22 protein-coding genes and 2 pseudogenes are annotated in these 22,875 nt (G+C 53.8%); 12 read left to right on the forward strand and 12 right to left on the reverse strand.

Annotation, left to right across the window (positions count from 1 at the left end; genetic code table 11):
• Window positions 1-53 precede the first annotated feature (53 nt).
• The 7 genes from ACESTR_RS03740 (at window position 54) to ACESTR_RS03770 (ending at window position 7,651) form a co-directional block, all read left to right on the forward strand.
• Complete coding sequence (locus tag ACESTR_RS03740; RefSeq protein WP_373178842.1) at window positions 54-995, forward strand: hypothetical protein; 942 nt, start codon at window positions 54-56, stop codon at window positions 993-995.
• Window positions 995-2,920, forward strand: a complete 1,926-nt coding sequence (locus ACESTR_RS03745; protein WP_373178843.1) for a hypothetical protein — start codon at window positions 995-997, stop codon at window positions 2,918-2,920. The genes ACESTR_RS03740 and ACESTR_RS03745 overlap by 1 nt, the downstream gene beginning before the upstream one ends.
• Window positions 2,921-2,936: 16 nt before the next feature.
• Window positions 2,937-3,266, forward strand: a complete 330-nt coding sequence (locus tag ACESTR_RS03750; protein WP_373178844.1) for a hypothetical protein — start codon at window positions 2,937-2,939, stop codon at window positions 3,264-3,266.
• Window positions 3,267-3,368: 102 nt separating this feature from the next.
• On the forward strand, window positions 3,369-4,355 hold the full coding sequence (locus ACESTR_RS03755; protein WP_373178845.1) for a hypothetical protein: 987 nt from the start codon (window positions 3,369-3,371) through the stop codon (window positions 4,353-4,355).
• Window positions 4,356-5,191: 836 nt separating this feature from the next.
• Window positions 5,192-5,986: a CPBP family intramembrane glutamic endopeptidase gene (locus ACESTR_RS03760; RefSeq protein ID WP_227042150.1), complete on the forward strand. Its 795-nt coding sequence runs from the start codon at window positions 5,192-5,194 to the stop codon at window positions 5,984-5,986.
• On the forward strand, window positions 5,979-6,884 hold the full coding sequence (locus ACESTR_RS03765; RefSeq protein WP_227042151.1) for a metal ABC transporter solute-binding protein, Zn/Mn family: 906 nt from the start codon (window positions 5,979-5,981) through the stop codon (window positions 6,882-6,884). The genes ACESTR_RS03760 and ACESTR_RS03765 overlap by 8 nt, the downstream gene beginning before the upstream one ends.
• Entirely contained in the window at window positions 6,881-7,651 is a 771-nt protein-coding gene (locus tag ACESTR_RS03770) for a metal ABC transporter ATP-binding protein (protein WP_022044638.1), read from the forward strand. The genes ACESTR_RS03765 and ACESTR_RS03770 overlap by 4 nt, the downstream gene beginning before the upstream one ends.
• Before the next feature lie 102 nt (window positions 7,652-7,753).
• On the opposite strand, the gene ACESTR_RS03775 is transcribed toward ACESTR_RS03770, so the two are convergent.
• From ACESTR_RS03775 to argS, 5 genes and pseudogenes are all read right to left on the reverse strand, one after another.
• Complete coding sequence (locus ACESTR_RS03775) at window positions 7,754-8,044, reverse strand: hypothetical protein (RefSeq protein WP_009598294.1); 291 nt, start codon at window positions 8,042-8,044, stop codon at window positions 7,754-7,756.
• Between the two features lie 157 nt (window positions 8,045-8,201).
• Window positions 8,202-9,119, reverse strand: a complete 918-nt coding sequence (locus ACESTR_RS03780; RefSeq protein WP_227042152.1) for a hypothetical protein — start codon at window positions 9,117-9,119, stop codon at window positions 8,202-8,204.
• Between the two features lie 478 nt (window positions 9,120-9,597).
• A pseudogene (locus tag ACESTR_RS03785) lies at window positions 9,598-10,512 on the reverse strand (IS3 family transposase); the annotation flags it as partial.
• A 105-nt stretch (window positions 10,513-10,617) separates the two neighbouring features.
• Window positions 10,618-10,896 (reverse strand): annotated as a pseudogene (locus ACESTR_RS16485) (helix-turn-helix domain-containing protein); the annotation flags it as partial.
• Window positions 10,897-11,149: 253 nt separating this feature from the next.
• Complete coding sequence (argS, locus tag ACESTR_RS03795; RefSeq protein ID WP_009598030.1) at window positions 11,150-12,931, reverse strand: arginine--tRNA ligase; 1,782 nt, start codon at window positions 12,929-12,931, stop codon at window positions 11,150-11,152.
• Window positions 12,932-13,072: 141 nt separating this feature from the next.
• On the opposite strand from argS, the gene ACESTR_RS03800 reads away from it, so the two are divergent.
• On the forward strand, window positions 13,073-14,359 hold the full coding sequence (locus tag ACESTR_RS03800; RefSeq protein ID WP_039940330.1) for a hemolysin family protein: 1,287 nt from the start codon (window positions 13,073-13,075) through the stop codon (window positions 14,357-14,359).
• A complete protein-coding gene (gene dusB / locus ACESTR_RS03805; RefSeq protein WP_014776256.1) occupies window positions 14,356-15,378 on the forward strand; it encodes a tRNA dihydrouridine synthase DusB in 1,023 nt (340 codons plus the stop codon). The genes ACESTR_RS03800 and dusB overlap by 4 nt, the downstream gene beginning before the upstream one ends.
• A gap of 14 nt (window positions 15,379-15,392) precedes the next feature.
• On the opposite strand, the gene ACESTR_RS03810 is transcribed toward dusB, so the two are convergent.
• The 4 genes from ACESTR_RS03810 to ACESTR_RS03825 all read right to left on the reverse strand — a co-directional run bounded on the left by ACESTR_RS03810 (window position 15,393) and on the right by ACESTR_RS03825 (window position 17,832).
• Window positions 15,393-15,887, reverse strand: coding sequence for a methylglyoxal synthase (locus ACESTR_RS03810; protein WP_014776255.1), 495 nt, complete (start codon window positions 15,885-15,887; stop codon window positions 15,393-15,395).
• Window positions 15,888-16,018: 131 nt separating this feature from the next.
• Entirely contained in the window at window positions 16,019-16,423 is a 405-nt protein-coding gene (locus tag ACESTR_RS03815; RefSeq protein WP_009598040.1) for a DUF5606 domain-containing protein, read from the reverse strand.
• 21 nt (window positions 16,424-16,444) lie between these two features.
• Entirely contained in the window at window positions 16,445-16,897 is a 453-nt protein-coding gene (locus ACESTR_RS03820; RefSeq protein ID WP_022044643.1) for a hypothetical protein, read from the reverse strand.
• 11 nt (window positions 16,898-16,908) lie between these two features.
• Window positions 16,909-17,832: a mechanosensitive ion channel family protein gene (locus ACESTR_RS03825; protein ID WP_009598016.1), complete on the reverse strand. Its 924-nt coding sequence runs from the start codon at window positions 17,830-17,832 to the stop codon at window positions 16,909-16,911.
• A 96-nt stretch (window positions 17,833-17,928) separates the two neighbouring features.
• Here ACESTR_RS03825 and serB point away from each other — a divergent pair, with 96 nt between their 5' ends.
• The 3 genes from serB to ACESTR_RS03840 are packed head-to-tail and all read left to right on the forward strand — an operon-like array spanning window position 17,929 to window position 20,730.
• Window positions 17,929-19,149 carry a phosphoserine phosphatase SerB gene (gene serB / locus ACESTR_RS03830; protein WP_130062609.1) on the forward strand — a complete coding sequence of 407 codons (1,221 nt, stop codon included), beginning with the start codon at window positions 17,929-17,931 and terminating at the stop codon, window positions 19,147-19,149.
• 8 nt (window positions 19,150-19,157) lie between these two features.
• Window positions 19,158-19,922, forward strand: coding sequence for a DUF5689 domain-containing protein (locus ACESTR_RS03835; protein WP_014776253.1), 765 nt, complete (start codon window positions 19,158-19,160; stop codon window positions 19,920-19,922).
• On the forward strand, window positions 19,900-20,730 hold the full coding sequence (locus ACESTR_RS03840; protein ID WP_373178847.1) for a DUF5689 domain-containing protein: 831 nt from the start codon (window positions 19,900-19,902) through the stop codon (window positions 20,728-20,730). The genes ACESTR_RS03835 and ACESTR_RS03840 overlap by 23 nt, the downstream gene beginning before the upstream one ends.
• Here the strand turns inward: ACESTR_RS03840 and obgE are convergent.
• The 3 genes from obgE to ACESTR_RS03855 form a co-directional block, all read right to left on the reverse strand.
• Window positions 20,660-21,673, reverse strand: a complete 1,014-nt coding sequence (gene obgE, locus ACESTR_RS03845; protein WP_373178848.1) for a GTPase ObgE — start codon at window positions 21,671-21,673, stop codon at window positions 20,660-20,662. The genes ACESTR_RS03840 and obgE overlap by 71 nt on opposite strands.
• Before the next feature lie 154 nt (window positions 21,674-21,827).
• The gene (locus ACESTR_RS03850) at window positions 21,828-22,493 is read right to left on the reverse strand and encodes an ATP-binding cassette domain-containing protein (RefSeq protein WP_022044647.1); all 666 of its coding nucleotides are present in this window, start codon (window positions 22,491-22,493) and stop codon (window positions 21,828-21,830) included.
• Complete coding sequence (locus tag ACESTR_RS03855) at window positions 22,480-22,800, reverse strand: hypothetical protein (protein ID WP_022044648.1); 321 nt, start codon at window positions 22,798-22,800, stop codon at window positions 22,480-22,482. Before ACESTR_RS03855 ends, ACESTR_RS03850 begins: the two co-directional genes overlap by 14 nt.
• Window positions 22,801-22,875 lie beyond the last annotated feature (75 nt).

Here is a 22,875-nt window from a genome sequence, read left to right on the forward strand (position 1 = left end):
TCTTTTTTTCGGTTTACAACTTTTCCGAAGAAGTGGCATGTGAACAACCTAAGATGATTGTCAATTGTCGTTATAAGGACATGACTTTTAATGAGGTTGTTGATTATGCTAAAATTTATTACGGTTGTTTTTGGCCACCGGATTATTATTTAGAGGTTCCTTGCGGTTATTGCCATTCTTGTCAGAAGTCGTATAATAATCAATATCGCATACGCCTTTTATATGAGCTTCGTAAATATCCGTCCGGCACTTGCCTATTTGTTACTTTGACCTTTGATGACGATAACTTAAAGAAGTTTTCGAAAGACACGAATAAGGCTGTCAGATTGTTTTTAGATCGTCTTCGCAAGGATTATGGTAAACAAATCCGGCATTGGTTTGTTTGTGAGTTTGGCACTCTTCACGGTCGCCCTCATTATCACGGCATTCTTTTCAATGTTCCTCAAGCTTTGATAGATGGATATAGTCCGGATGTGCCCGGCTGTCATCCCTTGTTGGCTTCTCGTTGGAAATATGGCTTTGTTTTTGTTGGGTATGTATGTGAAGAAACATGTTCGTATATTACCAAATACGTTACAAAGTCTATCAACGGTGATAAGGTGCGCCCGCGTGTTGTTTCTTCTTTTGGCATTGGTTCTAATTATCTTGATACCGAGGAATCCTCTTTGCATAAATTAGGTAATCAGCGTTACCAGCCTTTTATGGTTTTGAATGGTTTTCAACAGGCTATGCCACGGTATTACTATAATAAAATATTTTCTGATGTTGATAAACAAAACATGTTTATTGATCGTTTTATTAATCCTCCTGTTGAATTTAGTTGGCAAGGTCAGAAGTTTGGCAGTAAATTGGAACGCGACGAAATGCGTCGTTCTACCTTGAATCAAAATATCGCTTCCGGTCTTACTCCTGCGTTTTCCCTGCCTCATACTAAACGTGTTTCTTCTTTTGATAGATTTAAGGAAAATATGGTCAAAAATAAAGAATTTAAATAATGTCAAAATATCGTATTCCCTCTGATTATCAGAATCAGACTCCACACGCCATACATCGGCGTGCTTCCTCTGCTTATGGTACTATTCATCCTGGTTTGGCTGTTCCGGTCCATCATCGCCATTTAAATGTTGGTGATCGTATTCGCGGTCGAATCGATGAGCTCTTGCAGTCTCAACCTATGTTAGGTCCTCTTATGAATGGCTTTAAACTTGTTACTATTGCTACCTTTACACCGGATTCTGCTATTTATGGTTGGATGTCTAACGGTCGTCGTTTTACTCCCGATGAGTATATAAAATTTGGTAAGGTTTATTTTTCTCTTGCTGGTCCTAATCTTAATAATTATAAAGATCCTGCTTTTAAAAATGCCCGTCCTGTTCGTCGTCTTACTTTTGGTTTGGATTTGAATGCAGATCAAAAGAAAGTCTATGAGTCCTGGATTTCCGATAAATTGAATGTTACCGGTTCTTCTGGTCAGCCTACTCATATTGGCCGTGGTGGCCTTTGGGATTGGCTTGGTATTGCTGCTGGTGCTGTTTGCCCTAATTTAGGCAAAAAGGCTACGTCGACAACTCCAGGTGTTCGTGGTGAAATTTATCCACCTTCCTTTCAGTTTAACGCCGCTCCGTTTATTGCTTATTTTCTTTCGCATTATTATTATATTGCCAACATGCAAGAAGACTACATGTATTTTACCCGCGGTGTTGGTGAAATGCAAAAAGTTCGGCCGGATGGTCAACAGGAATCGTTGTATCGTCCTTTCTTTTCCGATGTTTTTAGCTCTTTGGACCCTAATGCTTTTTTATATGCATTAGATGATGTGCGAAATATTACTCGTACGGGTTCCGGTTTCGAGTTGTTTAAAACTTTTTCGGACGCTCAACCGTCTAGTAACTCGTTTGTAGCTATGGCTTGCGCTGGTATTCAAGGTTATGGTGGTCTTTTGTCTGTCCCCTACTCTCCTGACTTGTTTGGTAATATTATTAAACAAGGTTCTTCACCTACTGCTGAGATTGAAGTTATTAATAATATTGATGTAAATACTGATACAGGTTTTTCTGTTGCCGTTCCGGAACTTCGTTTGAAAACGAAGATTCAGAACTGGATGGACCGTCTTTTTGTTTCCGGCGGTCGTGTTGGTGATGTTTTTCGCACTCTTTGGGGTACCAAGTCTTCGTCGCCCTATATTAATAAGCCGGATTTCCTTGGTGTTTGGCAGGCTTCTATAAATCCGTCGAACGTTCGTGCCATGGCTAACGGTTCGGCTTCCGGTGAGGATGCAAATTTGGGTCAGCTTGCAGCCTGTGTTGATAGGTATTGTGATTTCTCGGGCCATTCCGGTATTGATTATTATGCTAAGGAACCCGGTACTTTTATGCTTATTACTATGCTTGTTCCGGAGCCTGCGTACTCTCAAGGTTTGCATCCGGATTTGGCATCCATTTCTTTTGGCGACGATTTCAATCCCGAATTGAATGGTGTTGGTTTTCAGTTGGTGCCCCGGCATCGTTTTTCGATGATGCCCCGCGGTCTTGATCGTACTGGTCTTGATGGAGATGGTAGTCCCTGGTTAGGTTATTCTGGTACCGGTGTAGTTGTTGACCCTAATACGGTTGCTGTTGGTGAGGAAGTTGCGTGGTCATGGCTTCGTACTGATTACTCCCGTTTGCACGGTGATTTTGCGCAAAATGGTAATTTTCAGTATTGGGTTTTGGCGCGTCGTTTTACCACCTATTTCCCGGATGATGGTACCGGTTTATACGCTGACGCAGAGTATACCGGAACTTATATTAACCCTCTTGATTGGCAGTATGTTTTTGTTGATCAGACTTTGATGGCTGGTAATTTTGCGTATTATGGTACTTTTGATCTTAAGGTTACTTCCTCTCTTTCTGCGAATTATATGCCGTATCTTGGTCGTTAGTTAAAGCTTAATTGTTATGTATAAGAAAAAGAAAATAACTTACCCTCCTTGTTTTTCGGAGGATTCATTTTCATCTTGTGAATACAATCCTTTTGTAGACAAGGTTGTTGTCGCTCGTCCTATGTCTTATTACCTTAATGGTGGTGTTGATTTGGATGGAGTTTCTACTCGTAAATCCCTGCCGGATGCCTTTGATGATGCGGAGTCTATTGCGTCTGGTGATGTTGATATATTCACCGATCCTACTGTCGGTAAACTTGATTTGATGGATATGGCATCTACTATGGCCTCTGAATCTGAGTCCCGTGCTTTGAAGGATGGAGCCAAAGAACCAAATTCCGACTAATTGAACAATTTCCATGGGTAGGGGCCGCAATATACTTGATATATATTGCGGAGTGCGGAAAGCACGTCCCCTACCCTATTTTCAAAGAAAAAATGAACAGTTATGAGTATTTTAGCTGGATTAGGTGCCGCTGCTGCTTCCTTTGCAATGAAAGAAGGTCATAATGCAATTGCCCAGTCTCGTAATGAGAAAAATATGGCTCTGGAGCATGATTATTGGAAACGGCGTGTTAATCAACTTGAGGAGATGAACAAGCCTTCTCGTCAGGTTGCTAAATGGCGTTCCGCTGGTATAGCTCCTCAAGCTGTTTTCGGTAATTCTCCCGGTGGTGCTGGTATTGTTACTGATGCTTCATCTCCAAATTCTCATACTCCTATGGGTTCTAGTGATTTTAATTTTGTTACTACTATCGCCGAACGTCAGCGCATGAAGAATGAAAAGGCAATTGCTGATGCTACTGTTAATAAGCTGAACGCCGAAGCCGAGAAACTTCGTGGCGATACGAAAGACCCGAATGTTACCAAAAATTCGCAGCGCCTTGAATTCGATTGGAATCTTGTCAAGAAACAGCGTGAGCAAGTCCAACTTGCCGTTGATGAAATTAATAAAGAGTTCCAGCGCGCTAACAATGAGGCTGATATTCAAATTAAGCATGGTCTTTATTCTGAAACTATGTCGAAGATTGATAAGTTGATTGCTGATAAGGAAGTTTCGGAGGAAATGAAACAGAATTTGCAGAAACAACGTGATTTGATTGCGGCCCAAATTGATTCTACAAAGGCGCAGACCGGTCTTACTAAAGCTCAGACTGAAACTGAAAACGTTTTGCGTCAAGGTCGCGTTAAGCTTACTGATGCTCAAGCTAAAGAAGTTCTCTCTATAGCTGGTCTTAATGATGTTAAGCGAGATCGCGAAAAGTACGAGACGTTTCTGCGGTTGCTCGATATTGACGATGCATCTAACGGTGCCGAATTTGCCCAACGTATTATTCGTCAGTTATTAGGCCGCTTTAATTCTGATCTTTCGGATTATAAGCAAAAGATGATTTCTGATTATCTTGAAAAAATTTGGTCGAATCAGAAACCGTAAGTATATTTGGGTATGGAAACCTTTTTGTACATACTGTTTTTATTGCTTGCGCTGGTTGGCGCTATTATTGTTCCTATCCTCCTTGCCTTGCTTTATACTCGGACCTTTATTGTCCTGTATCGTCGCTTTTTTGGTGAGGACCTTTTTAAGTAGTGTAAGACCCGACATAGTTCGGGTCTTTTTTCTAGTCGCAAGACTGGAGCGGTGTCGCACCGCTAGGACTTGATATTATGTTTTTACACTTGTAATTTACATGTGTAAAATCTTGATTATTAATGTGTTATTGTTTTGCACGCCCGCGTGACTTTCCGACGGTCCGGCCGCCTTTGCTTTGGGCTCACTCCATAGCCCGAAGCATTGGCGCGCCGGACTACTTCGTTTAATTGACTTCCTTATAACGCAGTATCTTGATGACCCAAGATACGGAGTGTCTCCGATATGTAACGTGCGTACGTGTGCTTCACGCGTGCGCGCGAAATTCATATTCGGATATAATTGTAAAAATTTCATTTTTTTTTTTTGACTTGTAAATATTATTTGTATATTTGCATTGTAGTTTTCTACTACTCGTTCTTTGACGTCTTGCCACCTTTATTAACTCTCTGTTCTGTGGCGAGATGCTCTCCTACCCTACTGCTTAACTTGTTGGTAATGAATATATTACCATTATGTTAAATTATTGCGAATCGAGAGTCCATTTTGTTCATAATCGAATCTTTATACACTATTACATCCCGATTATTCGGCAAATTGAGCATATAAGCGATATCCCGCAATCGGACGATATATAACTTCACCGAATTTTTGCTACTTTTGCAATATCAAATCCGGAACAAATGGCTGAAAATGACAGCTGTATAAAACGCTCGGCAATTATCCTGACGGCTTTCGGGCTGTTCTTCGTGACGTGGTATTTCAACCTCGGCGTTCGGCCATTTGCAAATTTCTTATCTACCTACAAATCAATTCACTACATATTGAATTACCTGATTGCGGGTATAATTCCGGCAGCGGCGCTTCTGTTGCTGCACCGACCCGATACCATATTATATAGGCTCGGACTGACGCACGGATTCGGCCGGGGATTGCTCTTCGGAGTGCTGAGTACGGTCCCCATGTTCGCCGGCTATGCGGTCATCGGCAGTTTCAACCGGGAAACGCCGCCGGATCACATGTTTACGTTCATAGTCGTCGCGGGATTCTTCGAGGAACTGATTTTCAGAGGTTTCGTATTCGGAGAGCTGTTCCGGACAGCCCGTTGGGGATTTCTGCCGGCGGCGACGCTGACGGCCTTGGCATTCGGATCGCTGCATCTGTATCAGGGTGACGACCTGATTTCCGCATCGGCAGCTTTCGGCGTCACGGCTGCCGGAAGCATCTTTTTCAGTTGGATCTATGTGGAATCGGAGAACAATCTGTGGAGCGTAATCTGGCTGCATACGCTGATGAACGCGCCGTGGATGCTGTTCTGCGTGAGCGGGAGCGGCGCAGTCGGCGGATTGCGGGCGAACGGCCTCCGCCTGTGCACGCTGCTGATCGCAATCGCATTAGTCGTCATATACAAGAAACGGAAGGGACTACCCTACCATATTTCAGGAAAAACACTGATAATCAACAGACAATATGTATAAAAAATTCGTTTTCATATTTATTGCAGCGCTGATGGGCGCTTGCACGTCCCGCCAGCAGGCGGACGAAAAGACATTGTATGTCTCGATCCTCCCGCTCCGCAGTCTCGTGGGGGAAATCGTGGGCGACGATTTCAAGATCGAAGTGCTGGTACCTCCCGGCGCAAGTCCCGAAACGTTCGAACCGACGCCCCGGCAGTTCATCAGGCTGAACCGGGCGGAGATGATCTTCAACGTCGGACTCATCGACTTCGAAACCACGCTGTTATCCAAGATCGAGGAGCGCGGCAAGGTCGTGAATCTCAGTCAGGGCATAGAACTGATCGCCGGCAGTTGTTCGCACGCGCACACGCCTGCGAAACAGGCCGCAGCCGGCGGAGACGGCACCTCCTGCGCCGAACCCCACAACCATAGCCACGCTCACGGCGTCGATCCCCACGTATGGACATCGCCCCGCGCATTGCAGAAAATGGCGCAGAACGCTTATGCGGCGATTCGCCGCGCCTATCCCGATTCGGCGAAATACGAAACGAACTACAAGCGGCTGCAGGCCGATTTACGGGCGCTGGACGCCCGCACCGGCGAGAAGATCGCGCAGAGCGGCATCGAATACTTCATCATCTACCACCCCGCCCTCACCTATTACGCAAGGGATTACGGCATCCGGCAGGTGGCGATCGAAGCCGACGGCAAGGAACCTTCGGCCAAACGGCTGACGCAGGTCATCCGGCAGGCCCGTGAGGACGGCGTGCGGCGCATCCTCTATCAGAATCAGTTCCCGGCATCGTCCGTGGAGATCATCGCACGCGACATCGACGCTGAATATGTCGAAGTGGACCCACTGCGCGAAGACGCGATCGCCAATATCGATGCGATAACCGACATAATCACACGGCGATGAATCTGGTAACGCTACGCGACGTCGGCGTCGCATACGACGGCTACGAAGCCCTGCAGCACGTCGATCTGGAGATTGCGGACAACGACTTTCTGGGTGTCATCGGCCCGAACGGCGGCGGCAAGACGACCCTTGTGAAGGCGATTCTGGGCACGGTGCCCCATACCGGAGAGGTGCGGCTCGCACCCGAACTGTTCCGGGACAAGGAGCGGCTGATCGGCTACATGCCCCAGCTATCGGATTTCGACCGCACGTTCCCCATCTCGGTACTCGAAGTGGTATTGTCGGGTTTGCAGGGGCACAAGGGAATTTTCAGCCGCTATACGAAAGCAGACCGCGCGAAGGCGCTCGATCTGCTGGAAACGGCGGGCGTGGCCGATACGGCCCGCAACCCTATCGGCGAAGTTTCGGGCGGTCAGATGCAGCGGGCGCTGCTGTGCAGGGCCGTCATTTCCGATCCCAAGCTGCTGATTCTGGACGAGCCGGCCAACTTCGTGGACAACAAATTCGAAAACGAACTCTACCGCACGCTGCACGAACTGAACCGCCGCATGGCGATCGTCATGGTGTCGCACGACATCGGCACCATCTCAAGCGTCGTAAAGGAGATCGTCTGCGTGAACCGCCGCGTACACCGCCACCGCTCGAACATCATCACCGAAGAGCAGCTGCGCAACTATGACTGCCCCATTCAGCTCGTGTCGCACGGGCACATTCCCCACACGGTGCTGGAACATCATCCGGGCGACTGCTGCTGCGACCACGAATAAAAAGCGCGTTCCCCGTCGGGGGAACGCGCTTAATTTATAGACCGGCCTCCATCCGCGAGCGTTTATGCGCTCTCGGCCCGATACCGGAAATCGGACAACGGCTTATTTCTTCGCCTCGTTGATCTTGCTCAGCTTCTCGAAAAGCTTGTCATAAGCCTCCACCATCTCGACGCGCAGAGCGGCGAAATGCTTGCGGACGAGCGAGCGGTTGTGCGGCTCGGCGGGATTGTTGGCCTTCGTGAAGAGATCGTTGCGGACGGCAACGGCCTCCTGCATCACTTCGAAAACCTCTTTTTCCTTCGAGGGCTGGAAGCAGATCGCCATATCGCAGTCGAAAACCACCTCTTCCAGACGGTAGTCGATCTCCTTTTTCAGGTTCCTTAAATTTGCCATATCATTGTGCGTTTTAAAAATTTGCTCCGACAAAGGTACGAAAAGCTTTCGGATTATCAAACGTTTTATGCCCTACGCCGCTGAAATAATCCCCGCCGGCCCATGCAAAAAAAAAGGATTCCGCATGCGGAATCCTTTTTTACCGTATTATTCGGCCTTACATCTTTTCCAACTCCCTGTAACTCTTTTTGGCGGCTTTTGCCTCCTCACGGGCTATCTTGCGGGCGGCCCGCTCCTGCTCCCGGACGATTTTCCTCGCTTCGCGAAGCTCCTTTTTATAATCGACATCCGATCCGGGCATTTCGACGATGATGCCCGTTATCGACTCGTCGATCACCTCGCATCCGCAGGGTTCGCAAACGGGCTGCGGCGCGGGTTTGGGCCGGGGAATCATCGTGCGCTGCTCGACGACGCTGCCTTCGCCGTAATTGATCGTCAGTTCGACCCGGCGGAGCGGCGGAAGGATATTCTTTTTCATATAGTTCCAAGCCGAAGGCATCTTTTTGAGCGCCAGCTCCTTGGCGTCGGACGACCGGCTGCCGTCGAGGATATCCAGCACGGACTGTTTGTCGGGCACCTCCGACTTGGCGACCAATGCGCGGCACATCTCCCAATCTTCGGCGACGGCATTGACCGTCACGTCGTACTTATTTGAAAAACCATACTTTCGATCGACGTAATTCTTGAAATCCTGCGCACGGTTCCGGGCCAGCGTCTCGTTGAATTTCAGCGGACCGTCGGGCGACGAATATCCCGTGATCTCAACCGATTTGACCCTCATCAGCGTGTCTTTCATCAGGTTGCCGACGAAGTCGTCCAGATCGCCGAGCTCCCGCGAATTGCCGTCGAGCGTCGAGGAGAGTTTCGCCAGATTGATCTGGTAGCGGACCGAGTAGTCGGTGTCGCCGGGACGTTTGACGATGAACCTGCGGACGAGATAATCGCCGTCGGTGGTCTCCGACAGCATCACGGTATCGGCCGCAGGCACCGGCGCCGCGCTCCTGACTTGGGCCGTCGCTCCGGCAGCGGCACACAACGCAAGAGATAGAGCGAATGTTGTAAAGATTGTTTTCACGCAAATAATAGTGTTGGTTAATTCCTACCGCACAACTCGCAAGATTCATACCACGGTTGAGCACTAAATATTTATGGCCGCAGCGGCATCGGAGCGACACTCCCCTCCCGCCGGGACGGGTACGGGCAGCCAAGTACAGCCGCCGGACGCCAACGGGGAAAACATGATAGCGACAAACCGGAAAGTGAGGCATGACGGCGGCAAGCGGAAGGGAGGAGAGCGGCAAGCAGGGAAAGCATGACAACGGTGAACCGGAGGTATAATGACGGGGAAGCAGAAAAATTGAAAGCGGCAGGCCGAAGAGGGATGACGGCGGCAAGCAGAAGGGATGATGGCAACAAGCCGAAGGGAAGAGGGGGCAAGCAGGGAAAGCATAACAACGGCAAACCGAAAAAGTTGAGCGCGGCAAGCGGAAGCCATAATTAAAAAAGAGGAAGAACGATTGATGTGCACCCCAAAGTTTGGACTGATTAATAATTCAGATAGCATGAGTTCGGTATTGTACCGGGCTCATGTTGTTTAAAGCGGTCTTTATTCGCTTGTTATTGTAGTAATTTATGTATTCCTCCAGTTCCTTGCGGAAATGATCGACAGACTCGAACTTCTGCAAATATAATAATTCTGATTTTAACAGTCCGAAAAAGTTTTCCATAACCGCATTATCCAAACAGTTTCCCTTACGAGACATGCTCTGACTAATACCTTTTTCACGCAGCCGATATTGATAGCGTTTCATCTGGTACTGCCAACCCTGATCCGAGTGAAGTATAAGTTCCGGAGTATCGGGCAGATCCTTTATGGCATCTTCAAGCATTTTCATTGTTTGGTAAAAGGTCGGATGTTCTGCTATATTATAACTTATTATTTCCCTGTTATATAAGTCCATAATAGGCGACAGATAAAGCTTCTTGCCGAACAGAGAAAATTCAGTAAGGTCTGTAACCCACTTTTGATTAGGACGTTCCGCCATAAAATTACGTTTCAGCAAGTCGGGCACAACGGCACCAACCTCTCCTTTGTATGAACGATATTTTTTTAGGCGCACCTGGCATTTAACTCCACATTCGTTCATTAACCTCAGTACCGTTTTATGGTTTATAGAATATCCGCGATTGTGCATCTCTACTGTGATACGGCGGTAACCATAACGTCCCTTATGATCGTGGTATATACTTACAATCTCGTTTTTCTCTTGTTTGTATTTATCGGGGAACTTTAACTGCTTCAGATGATAACAATAGCGTGGGAAGGGTATGTTCCGGTCTTAGTTCTTCGATGGCTTTTGCCCGTTCCCGTTCTCGCGGACGATGCGTTCCTCGACTAAGACCCTCAATTTTTTTAAGTAAGCAACCTCGGCGCGAAGACGTTGGTTTTCGACTCGCAAGTCATTTTCTTCCTGTGGTTGTAGTTCCTGTTTATTAGGTTTGGTTCTCATCTTACCCCGATTATCACAGTAAAGACCGGATTCACCTTCTTCATAATAGATACGCTCCCATTTGCTCAGCGTACTCTCATTGTAAATACCGAACTTTGCCGTTGTTTCCGTTAAAGATAAGTGATTCTCGTGCATGTGCCTGATAGCTGACAACTTAAAATCGCCGCTGTAAGTATATTGCCGTATACGAAGACCTGCTTCGCCGAACTCTTTATAACGCGCAATCCAACGCGACAAAGGCGTATAGCTTATTCCAAAATGCTTGGAGGCGGACGATACGGAATGTTGCCCTCTGACAACAGACAAAACTGCCGCTAATTTCTCCTCATAACTGTACTTCATAAAACACCCCAAAAGTTATGTCCAACTTTTGGGGTGCAGTTCACGATCTTCCTCTTTTTTATCATAGCCGAAGAAACAGATGGCCCAGATTTTTGCCTTTCATCCGGGAGACGCCGCGCTCTGGCTCGGCGTCCGAAAGTGGCGGAAACCCGGCCGGATTCTGCCGCGGCAACGCCCCACCCTCTTCGTCCCGGTCTCGGCACAAAAGGCATTCCGCCCGGACGGTGCGGCAAATTGCATCCGCGCCGGAGAATTACATCCGTTCCGGAACGTCGATGCCGAGCAGTTTCATGCCGCTGCGGATGACGCGGGCGACCTGCTGAGCCAGCTGGAGACGCATTCTGCGGGTTTCGTCGTTCTCCTCCTTGAGAATCGAATGGTCGTGGTAGTAACCGTTGAACTGCTTGGCCAGCTCGTACACATAGGCGCCGACGATCGAAGGCGCGAAGTTCTCGCCTGCGGCGGCAACGACCGACGGATATTCGGTCAGCGATTTCACGAGGGCGATCTCTTCGGGCAGGTAATCCGCCTGCGCCGCACCGGAGAAGTCGATGCCGGCTTCGGCGGCCTTGCGCAGCACCGAGCAGATACGCGCATGGGTATATTGGATGAACGGGCCGGTGTTGCCGTTGAAGTCGATCGACTCGCGCGGATCGAAAAGCATCGTCTTTTTCGGGTCCACCTTCAGGATGAAATACTTGAGCGCGCCCAATCCAACCATCGTGGAAACGGCGTCGGCCTCCTCTTCCGTACAGCCGTCGAGCTTGCCCAGCTCGTCCGACATCTCGCGGGCCGTGGATACCATGTCTGCGATCAGGTCGTCGGCATCGACCACCGTGCCTTCGCGCGACTTCATCTTGCCTTCGGGAAGCTCCACCATGCCGTAGGAAAGGTGCGTGATATGGTCGCTCCAGTCGGCATAGCCCAGTTTCTTGAGGATGAGCTTCAACACCTGAAAATGGTAGTTCTGCTCGTTGCCCACGACATAAATCATGTCGTCGAGCCTGTTCTCCTCGAAGCGGCGGTAAGCCGTGCCGAGGTCCTGCGTCATGTAGACCGAGGTGCCGTCGCCGCGCAGGAGCAGTTTCTCGTCCAGTCCGTCGGCCGTGAGGTCGATCCAGACCGAATTGTCGTCGCGGCGGTAGAACACGCCCTTGCGGAGTCCCTCCTCGACGAGACTCTTGCCCAGCAGGTAGGTCTGCGACTCGTAATAGATTTTGTCGAAATCGACGCCCAGCGCCTTGTAAGTCACGTCGAAACCTTCGTACACCCAGCCGTTCATCGTCTCCCAGAGCGAGTAGACTTCGGGGTCCTTGGCCTCCCATTTGCGCAGCATCTCCTGCGCTTCGAGCATCACAGGGGCGTTTTTCTTGGCCTCCTCCTCGGTTTGGCCCTGCGCCGTCAGCTCCTTGATCTGGGCCTTGTAATGCTTGTCGAACTCGACGTAGTATTTGCCGACGAGGTGGTCGCCCTTCATGCCCGACGAAGCGGGTGTCTCGCCGTTGCCGTAAAGCTTCCAAGCCAGCATCGACTTGCAGATATGGATGCCGCGGTCGTTCACCAGATTGGCCTTGATGACGTTATGGCCGTTGGCCCTGAGTATCTGCGCCACGGAGTACCCCAGCAGGTTGTTGCGGATATGGCCCAGATGCAGGGGTTTGTTGGTGTTGGGCGACGAGTATTCGATCATCACCGTACGCCCCGTGTCGGGAGCCTGCCCGAAGTTCGCATCGGCGGCGATCTCCGCAAAACGGGCGGCCCAGAACGCGCAGTCGAGGGTCAGGTTCAGGAAACCCTTGATGACGTTGAACGACTTGACTTCCGGCACGTTGGCCGTCATATATTCGCCTATCTCGGTCGCGGTGGCTTCGGGCGACTTGCGGCTTCGTCGCAGCAACGGAAACGTCACGAGGGTGTAATCGCCCTCGAACTCCCTGCGGGTCTTCTGAATCTGCAGCTGTTCGCCGTCGAGCGGACCGTAAAGCGCCTCCACCGAACGGCGGACCGCATCCGAAATAAAGTTTTCAATATTCATAACACAAAAGATTTGCCTGCAAATTTAGCGTTTTTCGGCTAATAACCAATCCCGCAAAGCCATAATTCTCACAAATTGCGGCCGCGGCGCCCCCGAAATTCCAAACAATGCTTATCTTTGCCGCTACATTACACGCTTTTCATGGAAATCATCATCATTATCCTGCTGATCCTGCTCAACGGGCTTTTCGCAATGTCGGAAATCGCGCTGATCTCGGCGCGCCGCTCGAACCTGACGGCACGCGCCAAGCAGGGCAACAAGGCGGCCGCCAAAGCCCTCCAGCTGGCTCAGGACCCGGACAGATTCCTTTCCACGATTCAGATAGGCATCACCCTGATCGGCATCCTGACGGGTATCTATTCGGGCGAAGCGCTGGCGGGCCGCTTCGGCGCGATGCTCGCATCGCTGGGCATGCCGCTCCGCACGGCCGTTCCGGTCGCCCAGATACTCATCGTCATCGTCGTAACCTACCTCACGATCGTCTTCGGCGAGCTGGTGCCCAAGCGCATCGGCATGAAAAGCGCCGAACGGGTCGCCATACTCGTCGCACGGCCGATGCAGGTGCTCGCCAAGGTGACGTCGCCCTTCGTATGGCTGCTGTCACGCAGCATCGAGCTTATCACCCGCCTGCTCGGAATACGGGATACGGAGAGCAAGGTCACCGAGGAGGAGATCAAATCGATCATTCAGGAGGGGACCGAAGACGGAGAAGTGCAGATCGTCGAACAGCAGATCGTCGGCCGCGTATTCTCGCTCGGCGACCGCAAGGTGGGTTCGATCATGACGCACCGCAGCGAAATCGCATGGATAGACCCCGCCATGACGCCCGCAGAGATCCGCGAGCTGGTCGGCAGGGAACCCCACACGCTCTACCCCGCCGCCCGCAGCAACCTCGACCGGCTGGCCGGCGTGATATACCTCAAGGACCTCTTCACGCACATCGGAGAGGAGGATTTCGACGTCGCATCCATACTGCGTCCGGCAAAATTCTTCCACGAGGAGACCCAAGTGTACACCGCGCTGGAACAACTCCGCAGCGAACAGGTCGGCTACGGCATCGTCTGCGACGAATTCGGCGTGACGCAGGGCATCGTCACCCTGCACGACATCTTCGAAGCGCTGGTAGGCTCGATTCCCGAAGAGCGGGAGGAGCCGGACATCGTTCACCGGGAGGACGGCAGCTGCCTGATCGACGGGCAGTGCCCGTTTTACGATTTTCTGGTCTGCTACGGGCTGGAGGACGTCTACCCGAACAACCTCTACAATACCCTCAGCGGCCTGATACTCGACGAGCTGGGGCATATTCCGCAGACGGGCGAAAAACTGAGGTGGAACACCTTCACGTTCGAGATCGTCGACATGGACGGCGCCCGCATAGACAAGATCCTCGCCTGCGAGACATCGGAAAAAACGAATCAGAACCCATGAAAATAGCTGATATAGAACTCGGCGAAAAGCCCCTGCTGCTGGCGCCGATGGAAGACGTGACCGACCCTTCGTTCCGCTACATGTGCAAGCGGTTCGGGGCCGACGTGGTCTACACGGAATTCATTTCGTCGGACGGGCTGATCCGCGACGCGGCCAAGTCGCTCAAAAAACTCGAAATCGACGCGGCGGAGCGTCCCGTGGGCATCCAGCTTTACGGCCACCTGATCGAACCGATGGTCGAAGCGGCCCGCATGGCCGAAGCGGCCGGTCCCGACATCATAGACATCAACTTCGGCTGCCCGGTGAAGAAAATCGCCGGGCGCGGCGCCGGATCGGGCATGATGCGCGACGTGCCGCTGATGGTCGAGATGACGCGCCGGATCGTGCAGGCGGTGCGCAAGCCCGTGACCGTCAAAACGCGGCTGGGCTGGGACGAGGAGTCGAAGAACATCGAGGAGATCGCATTGCGCTTGCAGGACGTGGGCATCGCCGCGCTCACCGTTCACGGCCGCACACGCGCCCAGATGTACCGCGGCGAAGCGGACTGGACGCTGATCGGCAAAGTGAAGAACAACCCGCAGATACAGATCCCGATCATCGGCAACGGCGATGTGGATTCGGGACCGAAGGCCGCGGAGATGTTCGACCGCTACGGCGTGGACGGCGTGATGATCGGCCGGGCGACCTACGGCCGGCCGTGGATATTCCGCGAGGTGAAGCACTATCTGGCCACGGGCGAAGTGCTCCCGCAGCCGTCGGTGTGCGAACGGGTCGAAATCGCCAAGGAGCATCTGCGCAAGTCGCTCGAAGTAAAGGGCGAATTCGTGGGCATCCTCGAAATGCGCCGCCATCTGTCCAACTATTTCAAGGGACTGCCCGACTTCAAGCCGACGCGCCTGAAGCTCGTCACGTCGCTCGACATCCCCGAACTGTTCGACACACTCGACTCGATCGCCCGGCGCTGGGGCGACTTCGACGTAAGCGGGACGGTTCCCGCCCCGCTGTCGCACGACCTGTAAAACGGCGCGCCACCCTATTTCAGCACGCGCTCGACATAGGCTTTGTAGTCCTTGACGACGGGTACGTACCCATCGTCCTCGAAAAGCGGCGAAGAGATCAGAAAATCGGCCGACGAACGGTTGATGGCCGTCGGCACGTTGTAGAGCGTGGCCAGACGCAGCAGGGCCTTGACGTCCACGTCGTGCGGCTGGGCCGACATCGGGTCCCAGAAGAAAATAAGGGCGTCGATCTTGCCGTCGGCGATCAGCGAACCCAGCTGCTGGTCGCCGCCCAGCGGACCGGATTTGAGCAGCGTGATCCTCAGATCGGGAAGCTCTTCGATCTCCTCCTCACCCTCGTACTCTTCCCGGTGGTCGCGCAGCGTTTTTTCGACCATCTTGCCGGTCGTACCCGTGCAGACCAGATGGTGACGGCTGAGTTTTTTGCTGTTCCAGTCCACCCATTCGGCCAGATCGTGCTTCATGTTGTCGTGGGCAACCAATGCCAGCACTTTCGTCCTTCGTTCCATAATGTCAGTTGCTTGAATGTTTGTTTCGCTATTGCACAAAGATAATATAAACCGCGAATTCGGCGGCATGAAAAAAGCCGGAATCACACCGGATACAACGAAAAAGTCCCGCTCCGAGAGCGGGACTTTTTCTATTCGGCTTCGGACGGGAGTTTGAACTCCGTAAAACCGGCCCTGACCAGAATGTTGTACCACGCGAAGCACTTCTTCATGTCGGATACGTGCACCCGGTCGCGGTCGTATTCGGGAAGGACCTCGGCGAAAGCGGCTTTCAGCTTCTCAGGCGCCTCCTTGGGGCTGATGGCCTCCTTGCCGCCCGTATGCGCATAGATTTTGGTGAAGACGTCCGCCAGCGCAATGTCCTCGCCTTCGGTGAACATCGAAATCTCGGTCAGGGAGCTGACCTTCGACGACGCCGAGGCGTTCATCCGCCTGCCGTCGAGCAGCGATTCGACGATCACGCCGTTGGTGGACTGCGCCACGTATTTATAAAGTCCGGGCTGGCCCGAAATGGCCAGAATTTCTTTTAATTCCATAAACGATATCTCTGATAAAAATTAGTTTTCGTCCGGCAGGTCGGGATTCGGCTTTTCTTCGTCTTCGCCGCCCTCGACCTTGTAGGTATACGTCTGGGTCCACATGAAGACATAATCGGAACGGGTAAGCACCTGAAACGACACTTTCGCTCCGGCCTTCTGTCCCGGAATCCGCTCCTTGAACGTAACGGTGGTGGCGTCGTAATTGAAAGGCTTAGTCGTCACCACATTGGACTCGTCGCCGTCCACGAAGTAGGCAAGCCACACCTGTTTGACCTTGTACGGGCAGGATACCGTCGCATTCACCCAAACGACCTCGTCCACCTTCACCGGTTCGGTGATTTTGTCCGGCTGCGTCGCCGTGGTGAAAGTCACTTCGTCGAAAACGGGCGGCGTCTCGTATTCGGGACCAAGCTCCTTGTTGCAGGCGGCCAACAGCCAGACTGCGGCTGCGGCAAACAGTAATTTTTTCATATACTCCTCACTTAGTTTTGTTTCACATGTACGTCCATCTGCGGGAAAGGGAAGCTGATGCCCTTGAGCGGCAGCAGTTTGTAGATTTTTTCGTTGTTCTCGAAAAACACGTCCCAGTAATCGGCGTTTTTCACCCATGCGCGCACCGAAAGGTTCACCGAGCTGTCGGCGAGCGCCGCAACCCACACCACGGGAGCCGGGTCGGTCAACACACGGCTGTCGGCGGCCAGCAGGTCGAGAAGCGCCCTCCGCGCCGCATCGACGTCGTCGCCGTACGAAATGCCGATCGTCCAGTCCACGCGGCGCGTCTCGGAGGTCGAATAATTGTCGATGATCGCCGTGGCAATGGAATTGTTAGGAATATAAATCGTCTGGTTGTCGCCGGTGGTGATGACCGTCGAGAAGAGTTTGATCTCGCGCACCGTGCCCGACTGGCCCTGCGCCGAAATGAAATCGCCGACTCGGTAAGGTTTCATCAGCAGGATCATCACGCCGCCCGCGAAGTTCTGGGCCGTGCCGCTCAGGGCCATACCGATGGCCAGCGTGGCGGCCGAGAAGAGGGCGATGAGCGAAGTGACGTTGACGCCGAGGGTCTGCACGACGATCATCAGCAGGATGAGCGTGAAGACCACCTTGACGGTATTGCGCAGGAACGAGCGGAGCGAAGTGTCCACCTGACGGCGCTCGAATGCGGCGTCGAGCAGCCGCACGATGCGGCGCACGATCCAGCGGCCGATAAAATAGATGGCCAGCGCGATCAGGATCTTCACCAGTATCCAGACGGATTCGGAAAGCAGAGAGCGCAGCATGTCGCCCACGTCCAGGTGGATGATTTTATTCACCGCTTCGGCGAGATTGGCTTTCTGCACGCTGTCGGGCAGGATCAAAGGCGCTTCTGGCGTTTCCGTAAAAAACGGCACGAGAAAAGACCACATAAAGTCCGATTTTTAAGTTTATCGTGCAAAAATAACCAAAAAAAAGAAAGTTTACTAACTTTGTCTACGAATTTACCAAAAGGAAACAGGAAAACGATGCAGAACAACGTTGAAATCATCCAGATAAACATTTCCGGCGAAGACAAGCCGGGAATGACCTCTTCGCTCACCGAAATACTCGCGCGCTACGACGCCTTCATCCTCGACATCGGTCAGGCCAATATCCACCAGTCGCTGACGCTGGGCATCCTGTTCAAGACCACGGCCGACAAGTCGGGCAACATCATGAAAGAGCTGCTGTTCAAGGCTTCGGAGCTGGGCGTGATGATCCGCTTCACGCCGATTGCGGAGCGGAAATACGAGGACTGGGTAGGCCGTCAGGGCAAAAACCGATACATCATAACCCTGCTGGGACGCACCGTCACGGCGCGGCATATCGCCGAGGTGACCAGCGTCGTGGCCGAACACGGACTCAACATCGACGCCATAAAGCGTCTGACGGGCCGCATCCCGCTCAGCGAGGACGACCGTGCGGCCAAATCCTGCATCGAGCTTTCGGTGCGCGGGTCGCTCACCGACGAGGAGCGCAGCACCATGCAGGAGGGATTCATGAATCTCTCGGAGATCGGTCTCGACGTCTCGTTCCAGAAGGACGACATCTACCGCCGCAGCCGCCGCCTGATCTGCTTCGACATGGATTCGACGCTGATCGAGACCGAGGTGATCGACGAACTGGCCGAACGCGCCGGAGTCGGCGAAGAGGTGCGGGCGATCACGGCCAGCGCCATGCGCGGCGAAATCGACTTCCGCGAGAGTTTCTCGCGCCGCGTGGCCCTGCTCAAGGGTCTCGACGTCTCGGTCATGGAGGAGATCGCCCGCAGCCTGCCCATCACCGAAGGGCTGGAGCGCATGATGACCATCCTCAAGCGCGTGGGTTACAAGACGGCCATTCTGTCGGGCGGCTTCACCTACTTCGGCAACTACCTGCGCCAGAAATACGGATTCGACTACGTATATGCCAACGAGCTGGAAATCGAGGAGGGCAAACTCACGGGCCGCTACGTGGGCGAGGTGGTGGACGGCCGCCGCAAAGCCGAGCTGCTGCGCCTGCTCTGCCAGTTCGAGGAGATCAACATCGCCCAGTCGGTAGCTGTCGGCGACGGCGCCAACGACCTGCCGATGCTCAATCTCGCCGGTCTGGGCATCGCTTTCCACGCCAAACCCAAAGTGAAGGCCACCGCCCGGCAGTCGATCTCGACCATCGGACTGGACGGCATCCTCTACTTCCTCGGCCTGAAGGATTCACGCATCGAATAACGGAGCTTATGCGACGCCTGCCGCTGTTATGCGCCTTTCTGCTGCTGACCGGGTGTTACGACTCCCGGTTCGGGGAACGGAGCGGCGGCGAGGAGCCGGAACCGGCGACGGCGACCATCGCCCAATTGCGCCAACTGTACGCCGGGACGACGTTCGTGATTGCGACCGACGTGGTGGTGTCGGGCCGGGTGAACACCAGCGATGCGGAGGAAAACTTCTACCGCACGTTCTGCGTCGAGGAAGATGGAGCGGGACTTGAGGTAATGGCGGGTATCGACCATCTGCACAACGACTTTCCGCCGGGAAGCCGCGTCACGCTGCGGCTGAAGGGGCTGGCGCTGGGCGAAAGCCGCGGCATATTGCAGGTCGGGCGGAAACCCGCAGCGGGAAGCGGCTTCGCAACGGATTACCTCGGCTCGAAAGCCGCGCTGGACGCCGCCGCAAGTCGCACCGGCGAAGCCCCGCAGCCGGTCGCACCCGCCCTGCTGACGATTGCGGAACTCACGCCGAAGCGGTGCGGGACGCTGGTGCGGATCGACGGCCTGAGTTACACGCCCGAAGACCTTACGCCCGGCACGTGGGCGGGGTACAAACGCTTCACCGACGCCGGAGGAGCCGAAATATACACCTATGTCCGCAATTACGCCGGGTTCGCCGGCGAAGAGGTCCCCGCCGGAAAGAGCTGTTCGCTCACGGGCATTCTGCAATACGACGACGCCGGCAAAGGCCGTTACCTGCTCAAACTCCGCAATGAAAACGACTGCATGTATTAAACTGCTGGCGCTCCTGCTGCTGGCGGCCTGCGACCGGACGTCGAAACTCTCGTTCGAGGGCGGCGCTCCCGGCGGCGTGCACACCATTGCGGACCTCAAGGCGCGCTGCACCGCAAACAGCGTCGCCGTAACGGAGGACATCACGCTCGAAGGCGTCGTCACGGGCAACGATTTCTACGGCGAATTTTACAAGACGCTCGTCGTCGAGGATGCCAGCGGCGGGATTTCGGTCCTGATCGACGGCACCCGACTCGCTTTCGACTACCCGGTCGGAGCGGCCGTCACAATCTTCTGCAACGGGCTTACGCTGGGCGATTACGGCGGCAAGATCCAGCTTGGAACCGCGCCCGACGGCGATTACGGCGTAGGGCGGATTCCGCGTGAAGAGCTCGGACGCTATCTGCGCCGCAATCCGGACAAGGACCGCCGGCCGCGGCCGGCGGTATGTACGTTCGACGCCATCGGCCTCCGGCAGACAGACACCTACGTATGTTTCGAAGGAGTACGGTTTACCGAAGCGGGGCCGTGGTGCGACACCGATCCGGAGACCTCGGAACCGCAAACCTCCGAACGGACGCTGACCGACGCCCAAGGCCGGACATTCCGGGTCCGGACGCTGGGGACATGCGCATACGCAACGGAACCCGTACCGCAGGGCACGGGTTCCGTATATGGAATTATCGACTATTTCAACGGGAAATACACGCTCCGCGTCTCGGAGCGGCGCGTCGAATTCGCTAACGCTGCAGGGCTTCCCAGAGCATATCCTTCAACCGGGAAATATTCAGCCCCGAAACCGACGAAATAAAGACCGAGGGAATGCCTTCGGGCAGGTGGGGTTTCATCTGCTCGATCAGCTCCTCGTCCAGCATATCGCACTTGGTGACGGCCAGCAGGCGCTCCTTGTCGAGCAGTTCGGGATTGTACTGCGTCAGTTCGCCCAGCAGGACTTCGTAATCGCGCCGAACGTCGTCGCTGTCGGCGGGAATCATGAACAGCAGCACCGAATTGCGCTCGATATGGCGCAGAAAGCGGGTGCCGAGTCCGCGGCCCTCGTGCGCCCCCTTGATGATGCCGGGAATGTCGGCCATGACGAACGATTTATGGTCGCGAACCTCCACGATGCCCAGATTGGGTTCGAGCGTGGTGAAGGCATAGTTGGCGATCTTGGGTTTGGCGGCGGAAACAGCCGCGAGCAGCGTACTCTTGCCCGCATTGGGAAAGCCCACCAGTCCCACGTCGGCCAGCACCTTCAGTTCGAGAATGAAAGCCCCTTCGTCGCCCTCTTCGCCCGGCTGGGCGTAGCGCGGCGTCTGGTTGGTGGCGCTTTTGAAATGCCAGTTGCCGAGACCTCCGCGGCCGCCATGCAGCAGCACCAGCCGTTCTCCGTCGGCGGTAACCTCCCCCACCGTCTCGACGGTTTCCGTGCCGTCCTCCTGCGTGACGATCCGTTTCGCAACCGTACCCAGCGGCACGGGAATCACGATGTCCTTGGCGTCCTTGCCCGACGAACGGGCGCCCGAACCGCACTGGCCGTCCTCGGCGAACTGGTGACGCTGGTATTTGAGGTGGATGAGGGTCCAGTACTGACTGTCGCCCTGCAGGACGATACTGCCGCCCTTGCCGCCGTCGCCGCCGTCGGGACCGCCGAAAGCCACGAATTTCTCGCGGCGGAAATGCGCCGAGCCGGCTCCGCCGTGACCCGAACGGGCGAATATCTTTACGTAATCTACAAAATTCGATCCTGCCATAATGTGCCGTATTGGGGTGCGAAGACAGTGCAAGCCGGGCGCAAAGCCAAATTCATTGGGCTATGCCGGGGCGCATCCTGTCTAAGCCGGAGTTTGTTTGCGGCAAAGATAGTGCAAGCCGGGCGCAAAAACAAATCGGCCGGCCGCACAATCGCTATAAATGCGTCAGATAACCGTATCTGACGAGGTCTTCTTCGACCTGCGCGAGGTAGGTCCGGCCGTCGGCCATGACGTAAAGGCGGTCGGCGAGATCGGTGACGTGGCGGTGCATATGGTCGGTCAGAAGGATGCCTTTGGACGCCCGCTCCTGCAGGATCAGTCGCTTGAGCGCGGAGACATGCAGGGGCGCGACCTGCGAAAAAGGCTCGTCGAGCAGTACGAACCGCGTGGGGCTGCGCAGGATCAGGTAACACTCCAGAATCCGCCGTTCGCCGCCCGACATCGCGTACATCTTGGTTCCGAACAGTTTTTCGAAGAGCGGAAACCATTTCAGCAGGTCGCCGCGCGTCATGTCGTAATCCCGCAGCACCCGGTCCAGCGTCAGCCAGCCGGGAATGAAACCCTGCTGCGGCAGGTAACGCACTTCGTCGGCCCGGAAACGGTCGTGCCACACGCCGTCGATGCGCATAGACCGGAAACCGGCCCGCAGGGAGCCGCAGAGAATCTTCATCAGACAGCTCTTGCCGCAGCCGTTGCGGCCCAGAACGGCAGAGACGCCGCCCGTCTCGACCGCCAGATATACGCCCGAAAGGATACGCCGGTCGCCGAACGACAATTCGACCGAGTCGATTTCGAGGGTATGTTTTTCAGAGGGGTTCATACAGGAACAGGGCCGTCAGTTTCAACAATACGTAACACAAGATAAAGTCCGCGGCGCAGCTTACGCCCAGCAGTTCGCGCCGCCGGACGCCCAGATTGCGGTAATAGAAGAATTCATCGCCGTAACGCTGTACGATCCAGACATAGAGATACAGCGGATAGACCGCCGCCTTGCCGAGCATGCACATCGGAATGATCTCCGGACCGTGCACCTTGACCAGCCACGCAAGCGCCACGCTCACCGCCGCGCAGAAGAAAAACATGGCCGAGTAGTAAAAACGGAGTATGAGCAGGAGTTTGCGGATCATCGTTCAAATATACGCATAAAAAACGGAGAAGCAGAGCTTCTCCGTATCCTTGAACGAATAAAACTGCACACGGCC

Origin of the sequence: Alistipes sp. DJF_B185 (genome assembly GCF_964250025.1) — a bacterium.
GTDB lineage: Bacteria > Bacteroidota > Bacteroidia > Bacteroidales > Rikenellaceae > Alistipes > Alistipes finegoldii.